Annotated in this window: 22 protein-coding genes; 7 read left to right on the forward strand and 15 right to left on the reverse strand. The window is 40.8% G+C overall.

Annotated features, from left to right (window positions below; translation table 11 throughout):
• Positions 1-132: 132 nt before the first annotated feature.
• From rdgB to I6L31_RS13060, 8 genes are all read right to left on the reverse strand, one after another.
• Positions 133-765, reverse strand: coding sequence for an RdgB/HAM1 family non-canonical purine NTP pyrophosphatase (gene rdgB, locus I6L31_RS13025; RefSeq protein ID WP_005001379.1), 633 nt, complete (start codon positions 763-765; stop codon positions 133-135).
• Between the two features lie 72 nt (positions 766-837).
• Positions 838-1,425, reverse strand: coding sequence for a tetratricopeptide repeat protein (locus I6L31_RS13030; RefSeq protein WP_004991327.1), 588 nt, complete (start codon positions 1,423-1,425; stop codon positions 838-840).
• Positions 1,422-2,015: a methionine biosynthesis protein MetW gene (gene metW, locus I6L31_RS13035; protein WP_004991325.1), complete on the reverse strand. Its 594-nt coding sequence runs from the start codon at positions 2,013-2,015 to the stop codon at positions 1,422-1,424. The genes I6L31_RS13030 and metW overlap by 4 nt, the downstream gene beginning before the upstream one ends.
• Positions 2,015-3,178: a homoserine O-succinyltransferase MetX gene (metX, locus tag I6L31_RS13040; protein WP_035271613.1), complete on the reverse strand. Its 1,164-nt coding sequence runs from the start codon at positions 3,176-3,178 to the stop codon at positions 2,015-2,017. The genes metW and metX overlap by 1 nt, the downstream gene beginning before the upstream one ends.
• An 84-nt stretch (positions 3,179-3,262) precedes the next feature.
• Complete coding sequence (gene leuA, locus I6L31_RS13045) at positions 3,263-4,960, reverse strand: 2-isopropylmalate synthase (protein WP_005001385.1); 1,698 nt, start codon at positions 4,958-4,960, stop codon at positions 3,263-3,265.
• Positions 4,961-5,359: 399 nt separating this feature from the next.
• Entirely contained in the window at positions 5,360-6,466 is a 1,107-nt protein-coding gene (locus tag I6L31_RS13050) for an alpha-hydroxy acid oxidase (protein WP_005001386.1), read from the reverse strand.
• A 32-nt stretch (positions 6,467-6,498) separates the two neighbouring features.
• Positions 6,499-7,182 (reverse strand): Fe2+-dependent dioxygenase, encoded by a 684-nt coding sequence (locus tag I6L31_RS13055; protein WP_005001389.1) that lies wholly within the window; start codon positions 7,180-7,182, stop codon positions 6,499-6,501.
• Between the two features lie 80 nt (positions 7,183-7,262).
• Positions 7,263-9,563, reverse strand: coding sequence for a TonB-dependent receptor (locus I6L31_RS13060; RefSeq protein WP_005001391.1), 2,301 nt, complete (start codon positions 9,561-9,563; stop codon positions 7,263-7,265).
• Between the two features lie 327 nt (positions 9,564-9,890).
• Between I6L31_RS13060 and tig the strand changes: the two genes are divergently transcribed.
• The 4 genes from tig to I6L31_RS13080 all read left to right on the forward strand — a co-directional run bounded on the left by tig (position 9,891) and on the right by I6L31_RS13080 (position 14,243).
• The gene (gene tig / locus I6L31_RS13065) at positions 9,891-11,225 is read left to right on the forward strand and encodes a trigger factor (RefSeq protein ID WP_004991314.1); all 1,335 of its coding nucleotides are present in this window, start codon (positions 9,891-9,893) and stop codon (positions 11,223-11,225) included.
• Between the two features lie 196 nt (positions 11,226-11,421).
• A complete protein-coding gene (clpP, locus tag I6L31_RS13070) occupies positions 11,422-12,027 on the forward strand; it encodes an ATP-dependent Clp endopeptidase proteolytic subunit ClpP (protein WP_004991313.1) in 606 nt (201 codons plus the stop codon).
• Positions 12,028-12,053: 26 nt separating this feature from the next.
• Complete coding sequence (clpX, locus tag I6L31_RS13075; protein WP_005001393.1) at positions 12,054-13,364, forward strand: ATP-dependent Clp protease ATP-binding subunit ClpX; 1,311 nt, start codon at positions 12,054-12,056, stop codon at positions 13,362-13,364.
• 165 nt (positions 13,365-13,529) lie between these two features.
• On the forward strand, positions 13,530-14,243 hold the full coding sequence (locus I6L31_RS13080) for a DUF2846 domain-containing protein (RefSeq protein ID WP_005001394.1): 714 nt from the start codon (positions 13,530-13,532) through the stop codon (positions 14,241-14,243).
• Positions 14,244-14,326: 83 nt separating this feature from the next.
• Here the strand turns inward: I6L31_RS13080 and I6L31_RS13085 are convergent, their stop codons facing one another.
• The 7 genes from I6L31_RS13085 to I6L31_RS13115 form a co-directional block, all read right to left on the reverse strand.
• Entirely contained in the window at positions 14,327-14,893 is a 567-nt protein-coding gene (locus I6L31_RS13085) for a DUF2059 domain-containing protein (protein ID WP_005001395.1), read from the reverse strand.
• 227 nt (positions 14,894-15,120) lie between these two features.
• Complete coding sequence (locus I6L31_RS13090) at positions 15,121-15,402, reverse strand: hypothetical protein (protein ID WP_005001399.1); 282 nt, start codon at positions 15,400-15,402, stop codon at positions 15,121-15,123.
• Positions 15,403-15,511: 109 nt separating this feature from the next.
• On the reverse strand, positions 15,512-15,913 hold the full coding sequence (gene rsfS, locus I6L31_RS13095) for a ribosome silencing factor (RefSeq protein ID WP_005001401.1): 402 nt from the start codon (positions 15,911-15,913) through the stop codon (positions 15,512-15,514).
• An 81-nt stretch (positions 15,914-15,994) separates the two neighbouring features.
• Positions 15,995-16,789, reverse strand: a complete 795-nt coding sequence (locus I6L31_RS13100) for a hydroxypyruvate isomerase family protein (protein WP_005001403.1) — start codon at positions 16,787-16,789, stop codon at positions 15,995-15,997.
• A gap of 12 nt (positions 16,790-16,801) precedes the next feature.
• Positions 16,802-17,674, reverse strand: a complete 873-nt coding sequence (locus tag I6L31_RS13105) for an NAD(P)-dependent oxidoreductase (RefSeq protein WP_005001407.1) — start codon at positions 17,672-17,674, stop codon at positions 16,802-16,804.
• 30 nt (positions 17,675-17,704) lie between these two features.
• Positions 17,705-18,493, reverse strand: coding sequence for a crotonase/enoyl-CoA hydratase family protein (locus I6L31_RS13110; protein WP_005001412.1), 789 nt, complete (start codon positions 18,491-18,493; stop codon positions 17,705-17,707).
• A gap of 90 nt (positions 18,494-18,583) precedes the next feature.
• Entirely contained in the window at positions 18,584-21,379 is a 2,796-nt protein-coding gene (locus I6L31_RS13115) for a GacS-like sensor histidine kinase (protein ID WP_005001413.1), read from the reverse strand.
• Between the two features lie 154 nt (positions 21,380-21,533).
• On the opposite strand from I6L31_RS13115, the gene cysM reads away from it, so the two are divergent.
• From cysM to rlmD, 3 genes are read left to right on the forward strand one after another with little or no spacing between them, the layout of a single operon-like run.
• Positions 21,534-22,463 (forward strand): cysteine synthase CysM, encoded by a 930-nt coding sequence (cysM, locus tag I6L31_RS13120; RefSeq protein ID WP_005001414.1) that lies wholly within the window; start codon positions 21,534-21,536, stop codon positions 22,461-22,463.
• Between the two features lie 31 nt (positions 22,464-22,494).
• A complete protein-coding gene (locus tag I6L31_RS13125) occupies positions 22,495-23,340 on the forward strand; it encodes a 3'-5' exonuclease (RefSeq protein ID WP_005001417.1) in 846 nt (281 codons plus the stop codon).
• An 8-nt stretch (positions 23,341-23,348) separates the two neighbouring features.
• Positions 23,349-24,737: a 23S rRNA (uracil(1939)-C(5))-methyltransferase RlmD gene (rlmD, locus tag I6L31_RS13130; protein ID WP_005001419.1), complete on the forward strand. Its 1,389-nt coding sequence runs from the start codon at positions 23,349-23,351 to the stop codon at positions 24,735-24,737.
• Positions 24,738-24,764 lie beyond the last annotated feature (27 nt).

Raw genomic sequence — 24,764 nt, forward strand, 5'->3', positions numbered from 1 at the left:
ATTGTCGTTCGCAAAACTCGTTATCTTGCATTACATAATAATATATCGCAGAAACAATATATTGCAGATTATGGTTTGTCTCGAACAGTTGCGAACGACGTTTTCGCGTATCTAATTTTATTCAACTTTAATTCACTTTCTAGTCATCAAACTCTCACGAAAACGTTGCATTGCTTGTCCACGATGGCTGATTTTATTTTTTTCTTCCTTGCTCATTTCCGCACTACTGATCCCCAGTTCAGGTAGCCAGAATAAAGGGTCATAGCCAAAGCCATGTTCACCACGCGCGGCTTCTAAAATCTCACCATGCCAGAAACCCTGAAAGATTTGTGGAAGAGGATCTTCTGCATGTTCAACCAAAGCCAATACACAGACAAACATCCCTTCAATCACTTGCCCATTTTGACGAAATGGTTTGAGGTCATTGAGTAATTTTTCATTATTGGCCGCATCATTGCCATGATTACCCGCATAACGTGCTGAGTAGATGCCTGGTGCGCCGTCTAATACAGAAACACAGATACCAGAATCATCGGCAATCGCAGGTTTACCTGAAATTTTGGACGCATGTCGTGCTTTAATAATGGCATTTTCAATAAAGCTCAGTCCATCTTCAATCGCATCTGGAATATTCAGTTGCCCCTGTGGAATAACATCAACAGGCAGTTTCAGCTCTGCAAATAGTTTTTCAAACTCGGTAATTTTACCTTTGTTGTTACTGGCTAAAACTAAAGTACCTTGAGAGAGCCAATGCGGTGCAGACATAATCAAAACCTGAATAAAAAGAGAAAATTAAAAAACAAAAAGCACCCGAAGGTGCTTTAAAATTTGAAGAACTTACTGCGCCTGAATCCATTTGTCCGCACGATCAACCGCTTGGCGAATCTGATCTTGGGTTAAATTGGCAGCCAACGCCGTTTTTTTGCTTTGTGACATGTTAATCACTTTATTATCCAACATACCATCACGAGTTGATAACTCGTACCATTGATACGCGCCCTGATAGTTTTTCTTTTGCTCTTCCATCATGGCGAGATTATAACTAGCACGGTTGTCACCATTACTGGCTGCTTTTTCAAAGTATTTACGCGCCATCGCTTCATTTTTAGCAACGCCAACGCCATCTGCATACATACGGCCGACATTGAGCTGAGCAGGGGATAATCCCTGATCTGCGGCTGCTTTAAACCATGTAAAAGCTTGTTTATCATCTTTGGCCACATCTTTACCGTATTGGTAATGCGAACCTAAATAAAATTGTGCACCCGCCTGACCTGCTTTAGCAGCTTTCATCAGATCGGTAATCCCCATTGTAGAATAATGTGCAGCTTGTGCTGCAATAGATTGTGGTTGGGCAACGTAATCAGCATGTGCGTGAATACTTAAAAGTCCAACTACTAGTGTGCTGAATAATGTTTTTTTCATAGAGCGCTCACTCGATATATTGCGACTTCACCAAACAAATTAGGGACATGCTTACTTAAAAAGCTCCCTTGCTGATTCCCATTGACGGCAAGTCGATTAATAATCCGAATCTGATTTTCTGCACACAGTGCTTCAAAATCTCGGAAAGTACATAAATGAATATTGGGCGTGTTATACCACATATAAGGTAATGCATCTGAAACAGGCATCATTCCTTTCAAAGCCAAAAACGAGCGCGTCTTCCAGTGCGCAAAGTTTGGAAAAGTAATGATGGCTTGTTTGCCCACTCGCACCATGTCACGTAATAAAACGTCTGGTGCATCTACAGCCTGCAAAGCCTGCGCCATGACGACATTGTCAAAAGACTGGTCGGCAAAACGGCTCAAGCCAAGATTCAAGTCTTGCTGAATAATATTTAACCCGCGACTGACCGCAATTGCAATCTTTTCTTGATCAATTTCTAGCCCATAAGCATGAATTTGATGTTTTTTGCTCATATGAGCCAACAATTCGCCATCGCCACAGCCTAAATCCAGCACACTGGAACCCGGTTTAATCCACTTTTCCGCAAGTTGTTGGTCGATACGCATCAGATCGCCTCCACGTGTGGGGTAGATTTTAAAAGCGCTTCACCGCCTAAAAAAGCTCGTAGCGTTTTTACATAGAGTGGAATAGGAAATAAAAATGAATCATGACCTTGTTCAGCATCGATATCCAGATAAGTCACAGGTTTATGATTGGTAATGAGTGCATCGACAATTTCCTGAGAGCGTCCTGGGGCAAAACGCCAGTCCGTAGTAAAGGAAATCACAAGGAAACGACATTGGGTTTGCGCCATCGCTTTAGTCAATGACTGCTCATACTCACGTGATGGATCAAAATAATCCAGTGCCTTGGTCATAATCAAATAGGTATTGGCATCAAAATTTCGGCTAAATTGTTCACCCTGATAGCGCAGATAGCTTTCCACCTGAAATTCGACATCAAAGCCGTACATAAATTTGCCCGATTTTAAATCACGACCAAATTTTTGTTTCATCGCTTCTTCAGATAAATAGGTGATGTGACCCACCATCCGTGCCAAAATCAATCCGCGTTTTGGATAGCTATCATTTTCCAGATAACGTCCATGATAAAAATCAGGATCAGACAGGATGGATTGGCGCGCGACTTCGTTAAAGGCGATATTTTGTGCCGAAAGTTTGGGTGCGCTAGCGATGATCACACAGTTTTTTAAACGATCTGGATAATCCACTGACCATTGCAAAGCCTGCATGCCGCCCAATGACCCACCAATCACCGCATACCAAACATCAATGCCCAATCGATCTGAAAGCATAGTTTGGGTTTTGACCCAGTCACGTACAGTCACCAAAGGAAAATCCGGGCCGTAAGGACGATTTTCATTTTCAGGATTGGGCGAAGTTGGGCCAGTCGAGCCATTACATCCGCCAATATTATTCAGTGCAACCACAAAAAAATGATTGGTATCAATCGCTTTGCCTGGGCCAATACAGGCATCCCACCAACCTGATTTTTTGTCATCTTCGTGATGATAACCCGCCGCATGATGATGCCCAGAAAGCGCATGACAAATCAAAATCGCGTTAGATTGATCTGCATTTAAAGTACCATAGGTTTCAACCATCAGTTCGAAACGCGGTAAGCTGCGGCCACATTCTAAATGTAGAGGGTGTTCAAATTGAAACTTTTGTGGAGTGACCAAACCCACGGAGTCAGATGCAAAAGACACGGGAGCGATTCGCCTTCTATCTTTAAACCAATAATAAAGAAAGGATACCATAGGTATCCTTTCAAAAAGAGTGTTTTACGTAGTTTATACAGCGGCAGCGGCCACTTGTTCTGTGCTCAAGACACCTTGTTCAATTAAACGATTGGTTGAGGCCAAAATCGCTTCAATGGATGAGGTCACGGTGTTGTCATGGATTCCTGCTCCAAACGCACTCTTACCTGTTCCTTTGACTTGAATTTCAATCAAGGTCAAGGCTTTGGCGTTGGCACCAGAGCTAATGCTACGTTCTTCATAGTTCAATACATCAATCGGCAATTGAAGCGCATTTAAGAAAGCCGAAATTGGACCATTGCCTTCGCCACGTAATTGTTGGATTTCACCATCAATATCCACTTCGAGTTCAATTGCCTGCGTGCCATTTACGTCAGAAAGGCGATAGTTTTTTGCGGTATAGTGCTGCTGTTTAGCATTCACGTAAGTATCTTGGAACAAATTCCAGATTTCAGTTGCACTAATTTCCGTACCATTGCTGTCGGTGTGTTGTTGCACAATTTGTGAAAATTCAATCTGTAAACGACGCGGCAATACCACGTTGTAGTGAGATTCTAACAAGTAAGCAATCCCACCTTTACCCGACTGGCTATTGACACGAATGACCGCATCGTAGTCACGACCCAAGTCTTTTGGATCGATTGGCAAGTAAGGCATATCCCAGATTTCTTCGTTTTTCTGGAATTCAAAGCCTTTTTTGATGGCATCCTGATGTGATCCTGAGAATGCTGTGAAGACCAAGTCACCCGCATAAGGATGACGTGGATGCACAGGTAAGCCTGTACATTCTTCAATGATGGCAATCACTTCATTGATATTGGAGAAATCTAACTCGGGTGCCACACCTTGGGTATACATATTTAAGGCAATTGCTGCGACATCAACATTACCTGTACGTTCACCATTACCAAATACGCAACCTTCAACACGGTCTGCTCCTGCCATAATCGCAAGTTCAGACGCTGCAATCCCACAGCCACGGTCATTATGACAGTGAACAGAAATGATCACCCCATCACGACGAGCAAGATTACGGTGCATCCATTCGATTTGGTCTGCATAAACATTTGGTGTTGAAACTTCGACCGTTGCAGGCAAGTTCAAAATCACTTTATTCTCTGCTGATGCTTCCCAGATTTCAGTCACAGCATCGCAAACGTCTTTAGCGACTTCTAATTCTGTAGCAGAAAAACATTCTGGGCTGTACTGAAATACCCATTCAGTTTCAGGATATTGTGCTGCAATTTCTTTAATTTTTTTAGCAGCATTAACCGCTAAAGCTTTAGAGCCATTGGCATCAACATTCAATACTTTTTGACGGAAGGTCGGTGAATTAGCATTATAGATATGCACAATAGCGCGTTTCGCACCGACCAAAGACTCAAAGGTACGTTCAATCAAATGATCACGTGCTTGTACCAACACTTCAATATAGACATCATCTGGAATGTGGTTTTCTTCAATCAATTTACGAGTGAAGTCAAAATCTACTTGAGACGCCGATGGAAAACCAATTTCAATGTGTTTGAAACCAATTTTGACCAACATTTGGAACATTTTAAATTTTTGATCGATGTCCATTGGTTCAAAAATGGCTTGATTACCGTCACGCAAGTCGGTACTCATCCAGATCGGTGCTTTGGTAATTTCGTTATTCGGCCATTGGCGGTCAGGTAAATCGACTCGCTGGTACATACGGCGGTATTTTTTGCTTGGGTCTGCCAACATCATGAGATAACTCCTTGTCGTAGCGCTTGCTCAATATTTTTTAGGCAGCTTACTACTTTATATATGGTGTCTAAATACAATAATTTAAAGAAAATGATATAAAAATTTTGTGGCCAGTTTAGAGGCAAAAAGAGAGTATGCGCGCTTGGCGCAGCATCAGGAGTGCTGTCAAATCAGTTGTAGACTTGGAAAAAGCAAAAACGTATTTCATTTCCGTATACCATTAAATAAGCTTAGTGGTTTCACCTGCGTAAAAGATTTTACGACTCATTGGAGTGTAGGTGAAAAACGCCGCGTATGCAAAATCATATCCTAAATTTTAATTTGAATAAGTGGAAAATATTTCCCTGTTTTTTGCGTAATTTGTTTTTTATGCGGAAAGAATTTCCACTTAAATGCGTATTAAGGGTAAATATAATCTCGATTAATGTCTTTTAATGTGGCTGTTCCCATTAAAGCCATGGTGACTTCAAATTCTTCTTTTAAGATTTTCAGGGTATGTGCGACACCTAATGCACCTGCAACCGCTAGGCCATAAATATAAGGACGACCAATCAGTACGGCAGAAGCACCTAAAGCGATTGCTTTAAAAATATCACTACCACGACGTATACCTCCATCCAATAATAATGGAAACTCAGGATCAACAGTCGCTTTTATCATCTGTAACGCAGTGAGTGGAGAAATAGTTGTATCTAATACACGACCACCATGATTGGAAATAATCAAGCCTTGTGCGCCAATCTCAATTGCCTGTTTTGCATCGGCAGGATGGAGTACACCTTTAAGGATCACGGGCAGAGCGGTGTTTTGGATTAGCCATTCAATATCATTCCATTGAGGTGCCATATGCATCAGACCTTGAAATAATGGATGTTGATCAGGGGCAACATCTGATGCCATGAAATGAGCAGGTGTGTGGGGGTGTTGCATGTTTTCGGGGAGTTGAAAAAAAGCTTTGCGTTCACGATCACGAATTCCCGTATGCGGTGAATCAATGGTAACGACCAAGGCTTTGAAATGCTGTTGTTCTGCTAGTTTAACCAGTTCTAAGGATTTTTGACGATCTGCCTGCCAGTAGAGTTGAAACCATTTGTAAGGATTTTCTGGATGAAGTTCACCTAAATCTGTATTGGTAAAGGTACTTAATATGAAATTACTTTGCAGTACCTCAGCCGCCATTGCACTGGCTTTTTCTGCTTGTGGATGAAATAAGCTTTGATGGCCAATCGGAGCCATAAAAATAGGGTGAGGGTAGTTTTGTCCAAATAAAGAGAGTTGGGTCTGACCTTGAGTTAAATCTTTTAGATGTCGAGGGATCAGTTTGATTTGCTCAAATTGCTCACGATTTTCTCTGATACTGATTTCATCCATTGCACCGCCTTGTAAATATTCCCAAGTCGCAGCAGATAAATGTAATCTGGCTTGTTGCTCGTAATCTGCGATGGTTTGTAAATGAGCAGGAATGGTCGTGAACGGTTTTAAAAGCGTGGGTTGTTGAGAATCCATACAAAACCTCAAAGCAAACTAGATGAGGCGATTTAAACATCGCTCCATTCTCTTAATAAATTATGATAAATCCCAGTTAAGGAAATGACTTGTGCATGTGTTGCGTCTAGCGTTTGACTGAGTTTCTGAATATTCTGATCCAGCTCAAATAAAATACGTCTTTGCGCATCCGATGCAATCAGACTTTGAATCCAAAAAAAGGAGGCAATACGTGCGCCTTGAGTGACGGGAGTGACCTGATGCAAACTGGTGGATGGATATAAAATTGCATCACCTGCATTGAGTTTGATTTGTTGAGAGCCGAACGTATCTTCAATGATGAGTTCGCCACCTTCATATTCATCTGGGTTGGTAAAAAAAACCGTACAAGATATATCTGTTCTTAGATATTCATTTGTCTCTGGGTGTTTGCGAATGGCATTATCAACATGCACACCAAAATGCCCATGATGTTGATAGCAGTTGAACATCGGTGGCAGAATCTTTTTTGGTAAAGCAGCACTGAAAGCTAAAGCGTTTTTTAGAATTGCTTGTTCAATTATTTTTCCCATTTTAACTGCTTCATCACAGTCCATTGGGAGTTGTAAGTTATTTTTTAAATGCGCGGATTGGTGTCCTGTTGTTACTTTCCCATCAATCCACGGAGCAGTTTGTAATAATTGTCTACAATGGTTGACCTGTTCCAAACTGAGTAAATTGGGAATCTGTAATAACATCATTTATCTCGTCATTAGAAATTAAAGAAGCACTTGAAAATACAAGTGCTTCTTATCATAACTGAATTACAGTGAATTGATTAAAACTTATAATTTACATTGAAAATCGCTTTACGACCTTCTCCTGGCATTGCCCAGCCATTGCTGCGAATATGTGTATAGTATTTCTCATCAGCGAGGTTTTGTCCGATTAACTGGAAGCTTAGATCTTTACTATATTTATAAGTTACGGAAGCATTGTGGATGAAATAATCATCAGATTTAACTTGTGGAACAAGGTTGTTGGTATTTGAAGAGTGTGTAGTTAAATACATTTCACCTTGATAAGTTAAACCATAGCCCACTTGCCATTGAGGATCGATATCGTAGGTTGTCCATAAGCTACCAGATACTTTTGGTACGTTAACAAGCTTATCGCCTTTCTGGAAATCAATATTTGGTGATCCATTGGCTTTGGTTTGATCGTATTCGCCTTCCATGTAGGCAAGACTTGCGGTAATTGCCCATTGTGGGAGAATATTTCCAGCTAAACCTAACTCAACACCTTGTACGTAGTTTTGGCCATCTATAGTTGCATCAGGTTGGCCTGCAATGTCACTGGTCACACGTACTTTATCTTGTTCGTTACGAAATACCGCCCCAGTTAATAGTAGGTTTGGATTGACTTCCCATTTTGCGCCAACTTCATAGCTAATCGCATGTTCTGGATCAGTATTACACGTGTTGGCAGTAATCACATTGTTGGTTACGGTTTGAGAGCAGCCACCATTTGCAGTGTTTTGAGTTGGTTTTTCGGCATTTGAGTAAGCAGCATAAATACTGGTTGCTGGCGTTGGTTTAAAAGTTAAGCCAACATTGTAAGAAAATAGGTTATCAGACTGACCATACGTTTTACCTGTGGTTACAGCCCCAGTGGTCGCCAATATTGTATCTGAACGATATTGTCCTTTTGTATAGTCGTCACGAACACCTAAATTAAGTAACCATTGATCGTTGAATTTAAGTGTATCGAAAATATACGCTGAATAAACATCTAGACTGCCTTCTGCATAACCTGTTTTGCGGAAATTGGTTGGGCCATGCCAGAAATTATCAGGATTATAAACATCCATATTAGGTTTGGTGGCTGCGCTACCATCCGCATTATATAGGTAGCCCCCTGTTGTAATGGTGTAGTCTTCACGGCTAAAACCAATACCAGTCACTAAAGCATGATCAATGAATCCAGTTTTAAACTTAGTTGTCAAATTGGTGTCATGCGCAAACTGTTTATTTTCAGTGTCGCGATAATAACCACGTGGGCCACTCACAACATATTGTCCTGGTGTGGTGCACGTTGTATATCCTGTTTGGTTTGCATTGGTATATGCTGTTGGGGCAGTACCGTTGGCAAGACAGAAAGTACCTTGTGGAGCTGAGATCGTCGTTTCTTGCTCGATATCACTATAACGCGTGATCGAGTTGAGTTTCATTGCATCATTAATTTCGCTTTCAATTTTTAATGTTGCAACATTATTAGTCGTATTTTGTTGGTCTAAGTTGCTATAACCATAGCTATTTTTATTTGAAATACCTGGTACGGCCTTGCCATTATAGTACGGTACGCCATATTGAGGATCATTTTCATCTTCCTGATAAAAATAAGAGAGCGTTGCTTTTGTTTTGTCATTGATTCCAAAAGTAATTGACGGTGCAATACCCCAGCGTTTCATTTCTTCATCGCGACCTGCATAGGTATTGTCATGACCCATCACATTTAAACGGAATGCTACATCATCACTTAGGACTTTATTAAAATCACCAGTAAAGCGTTTGTAGTCATCTGTTCCTACACCCAAAGTCACCTCATTAAAGTCTTTATTTTTTGGGGCTTTGGAAACAAGGTTGACACCACCACTGACTTGGCCAACGCCATTTTCAACAGAGTTTGCACCTTTTGTAATTTCGACTGCTTCATAATTGAATAAATCTGAACGATTAGTCAAAGCTGCGTCGCGTAAGCCATCAATTGTCGTATTGTAGGTGGCATCATAACCACGAAGGTTAATTTTGTCGCCATAACCGCCGCCGCCTTCACCTGCGCCGAAACTGATACCAGGTGTGGTCGCTAATGCTTCTTGCAAAGAAACCAATCCCTGATCTTTTAGCGCTTTTTCAGTCAAGACCTGTACTGTCTTTGCGGTATTGAGTAAAGATTCAGTATGTTTGGTCGAGGAGCTGTTTTTGGCATGGTAAGAATCTGTTGCTTGTTCTGCTTTAGCCTGAATTGTTGGTAGCTGAGTTACGCTATCATCCGATGCAGCAAATGCTAAATTAGGTAAAGCAATCGCAAGAGCGACGGTTTTCACTCTTTTCTTTTTTAAGCAAGAAGACTTAGCCATGTTGTTCCAGTCCATAAAATGATGAAGGAAAAGTGGAGGTTTGTTTAAGCTGTGCAATTCTAAGTAATAATTATTCTTATTAGTATCTATATTATTTACATTTGTAATAATTTTTTATGGGAAAAAAAATATAAAATTTTTTTTTAATTGTTTTTACTGATTACTAAACAAAAATTAAGATTATTTTAAGAAACTTTATTTTACGAAAAAGCTCATAAAACCCTAAAAATTACTCCTTTTTCATCATCCGTTTTGTATATCGGCAAAGTTGTCATATAATGTGGCACTTTTAAAAATTGTTACTACTAACTAATTATCGAGGAAGCCATGCAAGTAACGACTGAAGCGGTTTCGGGCGTTGCCCGTCGTTTAAATGTTTCTGTACCGACGAGCCGTATTAATGAGCAATTTGAAGCTCGTTTAAAACGCACTGCCAAAACTGTGAAGATCAACGGCTTCCGTCCGGGCAAAGTGCCTATGTCACGTGTACGTTCTGATTTCGGTCCTGGTATTTATCAGGAAGTGGTGAACGACATTATTCGTGATAGCGTTTTTGAAGCGATTCAACAAGAAAAAATCAATGCCGTTGGCATGCCAAACATCGAAAAAGTGGAACATAAAGATGACGCTTTAGTCTACGAAGCGACTGTTGAAGTGTATCCAGAAGTTGAAGTGAAAGCATTCAATGACTTAGAAGTTGAGCGTAAATCAACTGAAATCAACGATAAAGACGTTGATCAAATGATCGAAAACTTGCAAAAACAACGTCAAACTTGGGCTGTAACCAAAGGTATGGCGAAAAAAGACATGCAAGTGACTTTCGACTTTGAAGGTTCGATTGATGGTGAAAAGTTTGAAGGCGGTTCTGCTGAAGACTTTAAACTAGTATTGGGTTCTGGCCGTATGATTCCTGGTTTTGAAGATGGGATCGTGGGCATGAAAGCAGGCGAAGAGAAAGTTATCGATGTCACTTTCCCCGAAGATTACCAAGCTGAAAATCTTGCGGGTAAACAAGCGCAATTCAAAATCACTGTGAAGCAAGTTGAAAAATCAAAACTTCCAGAGATTGATGCAGAATTCCTTAAAATCTTTGGTTTGACTGAAGAAGAAGGCGTTGAAAAACTTAAAGCTGATGTTCGTAAGAACATGGAGCGTGAAGTTCGTAACGGTTTACGTAACCAAGTAAAACAAGCGGCGTTTGATGCACTTGTTGCTGCAAACGAAATCGAAGTTCCTGCTGCGATGGTTGCTCAGGAAATCGATCGTCAACGCGAACAAATGATTCAACAGTTCACCCAACAGTTTGGTGGTGCTGGTGCTCAAGCATTTGACAAGAGCATGCTTCCAGATGAATTGTTCAAAGAACAAGCTGAAAAATCAGTAAAATTGGGTGTATTGGTAAGTAAAGTACTTGCTGATGCGAAACTTGAAGTGGATCAAAGCCGTGTAGATGCTTATATCGAAGATATGGCATCTTCTTATGAAGATCCAACTGAAGTGATCGAATACTTCAAAAATGACAAACAGCAACGTGCTCAAATCGAAGCGGTTGTGTTAGAAGATCAAGTGGTTGATCATATTTTGGCTGCTGCAAAAGTAACCAATACTGATGTGAGTTATGAAGACTTATTGAAAGAACAACAAGCGCGCCAAGCTCGTTAATCTTTCATATAGATTGAGAAAAGGCGCGAAAGCGCCTTTTTTTATGAATCTGTTCTTTTCTGATATTCCGACAGAAATGCGCGTTTTATACAGAAATAAAACGATATTTTGAAAGGAATGCTTTTGCAATTTTAATGATTATCCCTCATATTGTGGGAATGAGTTAAGTTACAAAAATTTAGGAATAAATAATCGTATGTATGTTCCAACAATTGAAAATGCTTTAGTTCCTGTTGTCGTTGAACAGTCTTCACGTGGTGAGCGTTCTTTTGATATTTTTTCACGTCTACTACGCGAGCGTGTAATTTTTCTAACGGGTGAAGTGGAAGATAACATGGCGAATTTAATTGTCGCTCAGATGTTGTTTTTAGAAGCAGAGAACCCAGATAAAGATATACACCTCTATATTAATTCACCAGGTGGTTCAGTGACCGCAGGTATGGCAATTTACGATACCATGCAGTTTATTAAACCTGATGTGGTGACTTATTGTATGGGGCAGGCAGCTTCTATGGGAGCGTTCTTGTTGAACGCGGGCGCTAAAGGCAAACGTTACTGTCTTGAAAATGCCCGTGTCATGATCCACCAGCCACTCGGTGGTTTCCGTGGTCAGGCTTCTGATATTGAGATTCATGCGCGTGAAATTTTATTTATCAAAGAGCGTTTGAATCGTTTAATGGCAGAACATAGTGGTCAAGACTACGAAACCGTTGCCCGTGATACGGATCGTGATAATTTCATGACTGCGCAAGCAGCCAAAGAATATGGTTTAGTGGATCAAGTTTTATCTAAACGTCCCTAAAAGTTAAGATTTAAGTTGGAGTAATTATGTCCGAACATCCTCAAGGACAAAAACATTGTTCATTTTGCGGTAAAACGCAGTCTGAAGTCGGGAAACTGATTGCAGGTGAGGACGCATATATCTGTAATGAATGTGTGGACGTGTGTCTTGATCTCGTGCAAACCAGTCAACAAGTTGAAGCTGGAGATTGGGCAAGTCGTGAGCTACCTAAACCGCAAGAAATTCGTAAAGCTTTGGACCAATATGTGATTGGTCAGGATATTGCGAAAAAAACCTTATCTGTAGCGGTTTATAACCATTACAAACGTTTGAAAGTCGGTCAATCTGGACATAAAGCCAATCAGGATATTGAAATTGCCAAAAGTAATATCTTGCTGATTGGGCCGACAGGTTCAGGTAAAACCTTGCTTGCACAGACTTTAGCGCGGTTATTGGATGTTCCATTTGCTATGGCAGATGCGACGACCTTAACCGAAGCTGGATATGTGGGTGAAGATGTCGAAAACATCGTGCAAAAGCTGTTACAAAAAGCCGATTATGATGTAGAGAAAGCACAAAAGGGCATTATCTATATCGATGAGATCGATAAAATTACCCGTAAGTCTGAAAATCCATCGATTACCCGTGATGTATCGGGTGAAGGGGTACAACAAGCCTTACTGAAAATGATTGAAGGCACAGTGGCTTCGATTCCGCCGCAAGGTGGACGTAAGCATCCACAACAGGAATTTATTCAGATTGATACTGCGAATATCCTGTTTATCTGTGGTGGTGCGTTTTCTGGACTTGAAAAAATCGTGCAGCAACGTCAGGAAAAAGGCGGCATTGGTTTTACTGCGGAAGTCAAAAATAAAGATGAAAGCAAAAAACTAGCTGAATTGTTCCGTCAGGTTGAACCGACTGATTTGGTGAAATTTGGTTTAATTCCAGAGTTTATTGGTCGTTTGCCTGTGATTGCAACGCTTGAAGAACTGGATGAAGCGGCGCTCATGCAGATTTTGACTGAGCCGAAAAATGCGTTGACTCGTCAGTATCAATATCTATTTAATATGGAAGATGTTGATCTGGTATTTGAAGATGCAGCATTGCGTGCAGTTGCTAAAAAAGCCTTAGAGCGCAATACAGGGGCGCGTGGTTTGCGTTCGATACTGGAAAATGTGTTGCTTGAAACTATGTATGAGCTGCCAAGTCGTGATGATGTCGGCACTGTCATCATCAATGAAGCAGTGATTACAGAAGGAGCGCAACCAGTTTTCCAAAAGGAACGCTTACCGCACAAAAATCATGATACGGTTGAACAAGTTGATTTGAAAGTGGTTGATTCTAAATCTGCATAAGTTTTACATAAGTTCAATCATCTGATACTTATCTGAAAAGTATGATCTGCTCAGGCATTTCATGCTTTTTTATTTGCAAATAAAAAATGAGGTGTTAATCTTGAGGCGAAATACGCATAGTTTTGCGCCGTAAAATAAATGAAATAAAACGCCTTGAGGGATATCATGCGTTATTTATTATTATCACTGTGTTGCGTTGGGGCGTTGACAGCCTGTCATAGTACTTCCCAGTTAAAATCTGAGCCTGAAACCTTAACCTCAACTTTGCCAAAAGTCGATGTCAATCAAGAGCCTGGAATATTAGATCAATATCATGTGGGTGGGTTTTCTGTCGGTGGTTGGGTTAACCAAAAACTAGGACAATATTTCCAGCCGATTCAACCACAAAATCCCCAAGCTGCCGTCGTGTATTTATATCGCCCAGACTCACGCTGGAATCAACAGGAAATTGCTGCTGCCAATATTTTTATTAATGGAAAGCGGATTCCGAGTTTATTAAATAATCATTATTATTGGGTGGAATTGCCTGCGGGAACTTATCGGATTTCGACCAGTCGTCCTTTAACAGTTTTTCATTTTCAAGAACCGAAATACATTGATATGACGGTAGATGCAGGACAAAGCTATTATCTGAAATATGATGAAGAAAATCCTGCACGTAAAGAACGCACAGGACCATTTTTGATTATGCAGGAAAAAATAGGGCGTAATGAAATTGCATTTACTCGTTTGAAATCATCGAGCTATAACTTTGTAGCACAAGATACTTCAGGCAAGATTCGACATAAACCGCAAGAATTAAAACCTGCAAAATATGATGAAAAATCAGATGTGTTGTTGGTTAAGCCATTTAAAATCTGGAATCCAATGACGTGGTAAGCTTGATTCGGCTGAGGGGGTATCCCGCTACAGCCGAATCTGCATTTATACAGCTTAAAAAAACTTTAAAAAATGATGATAAATTACGGTTTTTCTTGATTTTTATTTTTTTCGACAATAAGAGGCGCAATAATCGCCATCATTTTTTCCTGAAAATTTTCACGTGTTTGATCATCATTGAACATTTCTTGACCCAAGCGCATCATATATTCGGAAAGCTCACCCATCATTTTGGCATTTTTCCGTGTAATTGACTGTCCTTCTGGCGTATTTAGAAATTTAATACTGGCTTGTAATTCTTCTTCACTATAGGTTTTTAAATAAATTTCTTCGATGGTTTTTTGGGTGTTTGGATTACTAATGATCTGCGTACTATAGTCTTTTAAAAGTTGACTGAGTTGATTCGCTGCTTGTCTTTCTTTGTCATTGAGTTGTTTTGAGCCTGTTGTATTTAAAATAATTTGTTCGGCCTGTTTGTCATAATAGGGCTTTAATTCAATGAGTGATTGACGTAATAAATAGTCAATTTGACTCACTTGCATGAGCTCTTTCACTGTGCTGAGTTTTGCAGGTGAGGCAAAAATACTGGTGCTAATGCAAGTAAGGCATAAACTAATGGAAAGGCGTTTTATAAGTTGCTGGACAGTCATGATCAAGCCTTGAATATTATAAAAATTAAAAGTAATGAAAAATAAGAGCGCTCTTAGTTTAACTCAATAGTCATCTTTTTAAGCTTTGATTTGTGGTTTTTTAGAAGATCTAATGTGATTCATGTTGAATGGAAATACTCTTAATTGTCTTTGTGTAAAATGAACGGTTTAATTCCCAAAAAATGAGTTGGGCTAGATTGTTAAAACAATCATTAAAAAAATGAAGGTTAGCAAACCAAATATATTAAGTGTAGCTGATAGAACCTCTGGTTTTTTTTGGAAAAAATAGGAAGCAAGATTAAGCTGATGAGGTAGCACACTACACTAATGATGATAAATATAGTGATTGCAGCTTGTCCTGCAGCCCCTTCAAGTTTATCCATATACATGGTGGAAACTTGAGCGAAAATAGCCCCAATACACATGCTCGCTGGAATGCCTAAGAGGAGATAAGTTACTGTTTTAGCTATAGAGATATCATGAGGGGCTGGTTTTTTTTCTAATTCCATTGTCTAAATTCCTATTATTATTCAATTTAAATTATTTTCTAATAGAAAAAAATATAGTTTTGATATAAAAAGAGCGGCCATATGGGTCGCTCTTCTTGCTCTTATATTTTTAGGCAGTTGCCTCTGGAGCATCGCGCCATAAGCTTTCAAGATCGTAAAACTTACGAGCGGTTGGTAACATCACATGGACAACAACAAAACCGAGATCGATCAAGATCCATTCGGCATCACGTTCACCTTCAACCCCAATCGGGCGAAAACCTGCTTTACGTGCTTCATCGGCAACATTATCAGCAAGGGCTTTAACATGGCGGGTAGATGTACCGCTTGCAATAACAATCGCGTCGGCGACATTGCTAATGCTGCTTACATCAAGTTCTAAAATATCTTTTGCTTTTACATCGGTAAGTGCATCATGTACAACTTTTAGACAAGCTTCTACATTATGCGGCGTTGAATTCATTGCGAGATCGTGAGAATTAGAAGCGCTGGGCGATGGTTCTAAATTCATAAAGGGTATAATTTCCTGACAATTACTCAGGATCTAATATAGCGAAGTTTTGACTAAATTTCAAACCCTCGCTGTAACACATTATGTATTTACGTCATTAGAAAAATATTTGTTTTTCCATTCGAAAGACTGCGCAGATGTGTATTGAGGTTTATATTCTGCTGCAATGTATCCTTGGTACTGACTGTGCTGTAACCACTGAAAAATCTGTGCAAAGTTCAGTTCGGCTGTATCAGGTTCATGACGACCTGGGCAGTCTGCAAACTGGATGTGTCCAATCTGGTCGATATTTTCTTTTAAACCTTCGAGTACATCTTCACCCATCATTGCCATGTGATAACAGTCATATTGCATTTTTAAAGCAGGATGTTGTACCGCTTCAAGCATTTCCTGAGCCTGAGCAATATTTTGCACTAAAAAGCGCGGCATATCAGTGCCATTGATCATTTCAAATACAGGTTCAATCCCATGTTCAGTCATCAGGTGACACGCCAGTTTAAGGTTGCTGGCCAGTGTATTTAGACAGGGCAGTAAATCTGCATCCAGCGGCTGTTTACCAGCTAAAATATTGATTCGAGGCACATCTAGCGCACTCGCGTACTGAATCGCTTGTTCCAGCGCCTGATGAAATTCAATTTCTTTGCCAGGAATGCCTGCCAGACCATTGCCACCTTGCATCAGATCACCCGTAGGAACATTAATCAGACACAGACTTAAGTGATGTTGTTCGAGTTGTTCACGAATCTGGTGAATGCTGAGTTCGTAAGGAAATTGAATCTCTACATGTTGAAAGCCATATTGACGTGCCAGTGCAAAGCGTTCAATTAAAGGAACTTCAGTAAAAATAAGGGAAAGATTCACTGCTAACTGACTCATGATCTTCATCCTTTAAGATTTATTTTCTATCTGTTTGATCATAGTCGCTAAATCTTGCTCGGCAAAGCCTTTTTGTTGGTGCGCTTGTAACTGAGTTAAAGCTTGGTTAGCCACAGGAATATTGAGGTTAAAATTTTTCGCCAATTGTACTGCGTTGTTTAAATCTTTCGATAAGGTTTGTACTTTCCATTGCACAGGTTCAAAGTTATGCGTTGCCATGCGTGGAGCTAAGATCTGAAACGGTTTGGAGTCTGCAAAACCGCCTGCTAGTGCGGGTGCGAGCAAAGTGATATCTACACCAGCTAAATTCGCCAATGCGATAGCTTCTGCAATTAATGCGCTATTGGCTGCTACAATTAATTGATTACAAATTTTGGTGGCTTGCCCAGTGCCATTTTCTCCCATACGCGTCACACGTTGGGATAGAACTTGATAAATAGGAGCTAGTTCATCAATGATTTTTGCATCGCCACCTGCAAAGATCACCAGTGTACCTTGTTCTGCACCCGCTGTGCCACCAGAAACAGGCGAATCAATCCAGTCGACTTGCTGTTGTGCGCTTTGCTTGGCAAGGTCTAAGGTCGTTTCTACAGACAAACTGGAAAAATCGACAATGATCTGTTCTGGTTTTAAATAAGTCTTAATTTGCCCAAATACATGACTCACCGCATGATCATCCGCCAGACAAGTCAAAATGACAGGATAATCGCCAATATTTTTAAGTTGTAAAGATGTAGCGCCCATTGTCATTAATGGTTCACAGGCGGCTTCAGTTCTATTCCAGACTGAAACTTTAAACCCTGCTTTTATTAAACGGCCTGCCATCCGACTGCCCATTAAACCCATACCCAAAAATGCAATTGGCGTATTTACATCAACTCTCATATTGGCTTCCTTATTGACATGTATATCCATCTATTTGTATTGGCGCGGCAAAAATTCAGTTTCAGGATGTTTGTCCTTTTGACGTGCCAAACGGCTATTTTTACCGAGAATCAATTTAAGCTGCCAAAGTTTTTCCAAGCGTAGTGCTTTTTTGGGTTCGTGTTCCATCGCATCTAAAACCCGTTTTGCTGCCGTTAATGCATCAGGAGAACGCTGTAATAGTTCAAGTGCTAACTGATTTGCACGTTCAATTGGATTTTCAGAAAGATGGGTAACCAAACCAATTTCTTTGGCATAATCTGCATCAAAAATACGTGCGGTCAGGGTTAATTCTTTTGCTAAATCTATGCCGACCAAACCTTTAATGGTACGGGTTAAACCCATATCTGGAACAAGCCCCCAACGACTTTCCATAATCGACATTTTGGTTTCTGGCTGTGCAATACGAATATCTGCGGCAAGCGCCAGTTGCATACCTGCCCCAAAGCAATAACCTTCGATTGCTGCAATCACAGGAACAGGTAGGTTCTGCCATACCAGAAAGGCTTTTTGAAAGAGGCTTTGTCCGGGTTTTATTAGCTCCCATGCAGCATACAGGCTGTTTTTAGGTGCGTTTAAGTCAGCCAGATCAATACCTGCGCTAAAGACTTGTGCTTCACCAGTTAAAATGACACAGCGTACACGACGGTCTTTTTCAATTTTTTTTGCGGTGCTGACCAGTTCACGCAGTAAAGCAAAGCTCATGGCATTGCGTTTTTCTGGTCGATTCAGACGAACTGTGACGATACCATTTTGATTGCTGACATTGAGAAGCGCCATGTGTATTCCTTTGATTTTTATTTATGTACGCAGCATAACATGAGCCAATCATGGAAAAATGACAGCTCAGTCACATTGAAAACCGCTGTGCTAAGACGTGATATTTAAAATTTGTTGTGCTGCACTCTCAACTTCACGAATACTGAGTTGAAGTTCCTCAAAACGATTTAAGACTTCCTGAATAAAAGTATCATCGGCACGACGGCGTTCTTTTCTCAAGGTTGAAACGAATTGTTCAAAGTCGCCAGTGACATGTTGTAATTTTGGTGTGCCAACATAGCGGGTTGCACCATAAAGACGATGCAACACATGTTCCAGTTGCGGGAAGTCTTCCAGTTCGATCAACTGTTGCATTTCATTGAGTTCAGTATCAAAGCTATCCACGAGCATTCTAAGTAAGTCTTGCGCCAGATCTTCTTTATTGGCTGCAAGTTGTAAGCTTTGCTGCCAATCTAAAATTGTGGGATCAAGCGCATCCATCAAAATAGTGTTTTCAGGTCTGGTATTGCTGGCAAAATTATTTTTAGTCCATTCATTCAGGATTTGAATAATTTGTTCAATCTGAATCGGTTTAGTGACGTAATCATCCATCCCGACTTTCAGCAATTTTTGTTTTTCATCGGATAGAGCATGTGCAGTTAAAGCAATAATCGGTAAGCGCATTTTGCCATCTAATGTCGATTCCAATGAGCGAATCGCGCGAGTAGTATCAATCCCTGACATGACAGGCATTTGAATATCCATAAACACAATATCAAATGGTTTTTCATCACGCTCAAGACGGTTTTCAATAATACTCAAGGCTTCCTGACCACTAAGCGCTTTGGTGGTTTTCACGTTGAGTTCACCCAGTAATGCTTCGAGTACAATCAAATTGGGTAAATGATCATCCACCGCCAGTACATGTAAGCCCTGACCATTAAATTGCTCATGCTCAGGTTCAAAAATAGGCTGATTGCTCAACAGTTGAATCAAGGCAGCACGACTCAGCGGCTGATACAGTGGTCTAGCTCGATATTCATGCAGCATATTTGGCTCAAGCGCCATTTGATAACCATAGACTGCGAGATTACCTGTATAGCGACTGCGAATTTCTTTGAGCAAGGCTTCTGTATCGCCACTATGATCAACAATCAACCACGTATTATCTGCGGTTTTTAAGCTGTTCAAGCGACTAAATAGATCGAGAATAGATTGTGCTTCGGTATGTTGTACCTGATAGTTTTCAAGATAATGGCGTAGGATATTTGCAGTTGCAGGATGCGCCAGAAAAGACACCACATGTAAATGTTTAAATTGAGGATGCACAATTTGGTGATCTTCATCCACTTGGAACAAGGCGGTAAACCAAAATGTTGAGCCTTTTTCAGTGGGCGCGCGTTCCTGATTGTCTTCAAACCCAATTTGACCGTGCATGAGATGGACAAGTTGTTTAGAAATTGCCAGCCCAAGTCCAGTGCCACCAAACTGGCGGGTGACGGAAGCATCGCCTTGAGAGAAAGACTCAAATAGTTTTTTACGGTCAGTTCCGCTCAGACCAATCCCGCTGTCTTGTACGCTAAAGTGAATCAGACATTGTCCAATATCATCATGTTCGAGTCTTACCCGAACAATAATTTCACCATCAGGGGTAAATTTAATCGCGTTAGAAATTAGGTTGGTCAGAATCTGTTTAAAACGTAATACATCCCCAATCACATGGGGTGGAATCTGGTCATCAAAATAAAATGCCATATCGATATGCTTTTGCGCCGCCAAAGGCGACAACATATCCATGACATCAAAAATCGCTTCTTCCAGATCAAACGACGCGGTTTCAAGCTCAAGCTTGCCGGCATCGATTTTGGAAAAATCCAGTACATCATTAATCAAAGCCAGTAAATGTGCAGACGATTTACGAATGGTTTGTAAATACAGGCTTTGCTCATTATTTAGATTTTGTTGGCGCAACATTAAATGAATAAAACCATCAATACTATTTAATGGCGTGCGTAGTTCATGGCTGATATTGGCAAGAAAAACCGATTTGGCCTGATTGGCTGAAATCGCCTGATCACGTGCTTGTCGATAGGTAATATTTTGAACTTCAAGTGTATCCAGTGTACGTCTTAAATCATCTTCAGTTTGTTCGGTATGTTCTTTAAGTTCTAAAAAGCTGAAATGCAGGCGTTTCACCATATTGGCAATATCACGCTGTAACAGTCGTAATTCGCCTGTACTATTAATCACCATGTGTTGATCAAGTGTATCGGCATTGAGACGTTGTAGCTGCATCCGAATTTCATACATCGGCGCGATCCAGCGTCGCGAGTAAAAATTGAGACATAACAGCAACAATAGCAGAGTAATCAGCCCTGTAATCACCAGTACGGTAAACACGCGATAACGTGCCAGTTGCAAAGGTTGATTGTCCATTTCAACCACAAGCCAAGTGGGTTGCTGTGCACTCTGAAGTTTAAGCCCATAAATACTATTATGATTATGTTTGATGGGGCCAAAAAAAACCAAGTCTGGAATGCTTGGCCAAAAACGGGTATCACGATAACCGATGCTGAGTTGCACTTGTCCTTGGGCATCAATAATGGCTGCGCGTTGTAAATTCCGTTCAGCAAACATGCTTTGCATAATGGACTGGGCATGATCGTATTGATCTGGACGCAATGTGACCAGTTTTAATAAATCTTCGGATGTACGCTGATAACGGGTTAATAATGCGGCTGCGGCATGACGTTGCTGTAATTTGGCTGAATTACTGGTTTCATTTAACACCAGCACAGTGCCAACGCCTGTCAATACCATGATCGGGACAAAAATCAAGGCAATGAGTTGACCATAAGCATGATTCAGACGTAAGCGTTTGGATAACTTTTTATTGAAATTTGACATAGCCCGATCAGATCTATCTCTTTGATCGGCATATTAACACGGCTTTGTCATAAACTGGCGAGGCTTTCAGCATTTTCAAGAAAAAGCCTGCGAAATGGGTGCAGTAAAGGTCATTTTTTCATACAATAGCCGCACCTCGATTTAGGTGTAGATCATGAGTAATACAGAACCTAATTTTTTTGCCGATGAATTTTTACTGGATCACTATGTAGGTAAAACGCCTCTGGTTCGTTTACAGCGTTTAGCCAAAAATAGCCGAACGACAGTATTGGCAAAACTCGAGGGCAATAATCCCGCTGGTTCTGTGAAAGACCGACCTGCTTATAATATGATTATGCAGGCTGAAAAACGCGGTCAGATTCAACCTGGCGACACTTTGATTGAAGCCACCAGTGGCAATACCGGAATTGCACTGGCGATGGTTGCCGCGATGCGCGGCTATAAAATGAAATTAATTATGCCCAATAACATGAGTCAGGAACGTAAAGATGCGATGCTGGCTTATGGTGCGGAGTTAATTGAAGTGACTCAGCAACAAGGCATGGAAGGCGCACGTGATTTAGCTTTGCAGATGCAGACCGAAGGTCAGGGTTTAGTCTTAAATCAATTTGGTAATCCTGATAATGTGGAAGCACATTACTTAACCACTGGCCCTGAAATCTGGGAACAAACAGGCGGCAAAATTACCCATTTTGTCAGCTCGATGGGAACCACGGGTACCATTATGGGCGTATCCAAGTATTTAAAAGAGCAAAATCCAGAGATTCAAATCGTGGGTTTACAGCCTTCTGAGGGTTCTAGTATTGCGGGAATCCGCCGTTGGCCAAAAGAATATTTGCCGACAATTTTTGATGCATCTCGCGTAGATCGTATTATCGATATTCCACAGATTGAAGCTGAAAAAACCATGCGTCGTCTAGCGCGTGAAGAAGGCATTAGTGCAGGAACATCATCGGGTGGCGCGGTTTGGGCATCGCTCAAAATTGCAGAAGAACAACCTGATGCTGTGATTGTCTGCATTATTTGTGACCGTGGCGATCGTTATTTATCAACAGGTCTGTTCTCTGTGCAAGATCCTGAATAAACATTTTAACGAGTACTATTTAGAGATTATTATGCGCTTTCCGACACTGGTTTTTGATATTGAAACCTTGACTGATTTAAAGGCGGGGGCGCATTTATATCATTTGGATCTGCCTGATGATGATCTGGAACAGGCGCTGAGCAAAATTCTCCGTCAGGAATCTGGCATGGATTTTCAGCGTTTGCCCTTACATGAAATCGTCTGTATTTCTGGTTTATGGGTGGATGAGCAAGGGTTGAAGCTCTTTTCCTTTAGTCAGGAACATTATTCTGAAGCTGAGATTTTAGCCAAATTTCTTTCTATTTTTGATAAACGCCATCCGAACTTAGTCAGTTGGAATGGTTCACAATTTGACTTGCCTGTGATTCTGTTTCGTGCCATGTATCATGGTTTGTCTGCACCCAGTTTATTTGATCAGGGTGAGTTAGATACCCAGAAGCGTTATAATAACTACCAGAATCGTTATCATCATCGGCATATCGATGTGATGGATGTCATGGCAATGTTTAATGGTCGCAATTTTCAGAAATTGGACGATATTGCATGTTTGCTTGGCTTTCCCGGAAAACGTGGAGAATCAGGTTATCATATACCAAGTTATGTTCAACATGAACAATGGCTGAAACTGACCAGTTACTGTGAAGGGGATGTACTCAATACCTGGCTGATTTATCTACGTTGGTTGTTACTCAAGGGTCAATTGTTGCCACAGGATCATGAACAGTGGATTCAGGCGACCATTCATTACTTACAGCAACAATCGCAACACCATGAGTTTTTACAGGTCTGGCAACAGACCAGTCATCATACTCCATTCACGCAACATTATTTTTCTTCAAATTCTCACGACTCATCACCCAACTCATCAAATCATTAGGTCATCTCTTGAAACACGCCACTAAACCTTCTGCTCAATCTCCTGTGTACACTTTTCAGGTCGAGTCCTTATCGCATGAGGGGCGTGGTATTGCGCATTTTGGAACTGATGTAGAACATCCTGAAGCCAAAACGGGTAAAAAAGTTTTTATCCGCTATGCGCTGCCGAGTGAAATCGTTCGCGCCAAAATCACGCATGAAACCAAACGTCTGGAAGAAGGGGAAATGCTCGAATTGTTGAGTGAACCTTCTCCATTGCGCGTAGCCCCGATTTGTCCTCATTATGGCATTTGTGGCGGTTGTAACATGCAGCATATAGATCCGAATGAACAGATTCAGTTAAAACAGAATGTATTGAAGTCACATTTGCAACATTTTGGTGGATTGCAAGCGACGCAGTGGTTGACTCCTTTGCGTTCAGCGCAGCAGGATTACCGACATCGGGCGCGTATCGGTGTGCGTTATTTGCCTGCCAAAAAGCAGTTAATAATGGGTTTTCGGGAGCATCAAAGTAATCGTTTAATCTCGATTGGTACTTGTCCAATTCTGCAAGTACGGTTGTCAGAGGCTTTACCTGAATTAAAACAATTACTGCAAAGTCTAAAAGGCAAAGGCAGTATTGGTCATATAGAGTTGGCGATGGGAGATTCAGAGATTGCACTTTTGGTTCGCCATGTCGAGCCGCTCGCCCATAAAGATATAGATCAACTACTGGGTTTTGCAAAACAAAAAGGCTGGCAGCTTTATCTGCAACCTAAAAGCTTTGCGAGCAGTTTAAAACGCGTGGATGAACAAGCAGAGATGCGTCTGCATTACAGCTTGCCTGAATTCGACTTAAATTTTGCGTTTTCGCCGCTTGATTTTACGCAAGTTAACCCAAGTGTAAACCAACAGATGGTACAATTGGCATGTGAATTGCTACAGCTACGACAGGGTGAGCGCGTGCTCGATTTATTCTGTGGTTTGGGTAACTTTACTTTGCCGCTGGCACGTTGTGTTGGAACAACTGGGCGAGTGGTGGGAGTAGAAGGTAGTGAGGACATGGTACAACGTGGAACAGAAAATGCGAAACGTAATGAAATTTCACAAGTTGAGTTCTATTCACAAGATTTAACAAAAGATTTTTCGCATCATTCTTGGGCAAAACAGGGATTTGATGCATTATTGATAGACCCTCCACGTGCGGGTGCATATGAAGTTATGCAGTACATTCCGAACTTTGGAGCAAAAAGAATCGTTTATGTATCGTGTAATCCAGCAACACTGGCAAGGGATGCAAGTGTACTGGCTGAGCATGGTTACCAATTAAAAAAAGCAGGGGTGATGGACATGTTTACTCATACGGGTCATGTTGAATCTATTGCTTTATTTGAAAAAATGAAAGAGCTAAACGATTAAAAATGAGTATCACCATAGGAGAATGGT

It is taken from the genome of Acinetobacter septicus, assembly GCF_019355975.1.
Lineage (GTDB): Bacteria > Pseudomonadota > Gammaproteobacteria > Pseudomonadales > Moraxellaceae > Acinetobacter > Acinetobacter ursingii.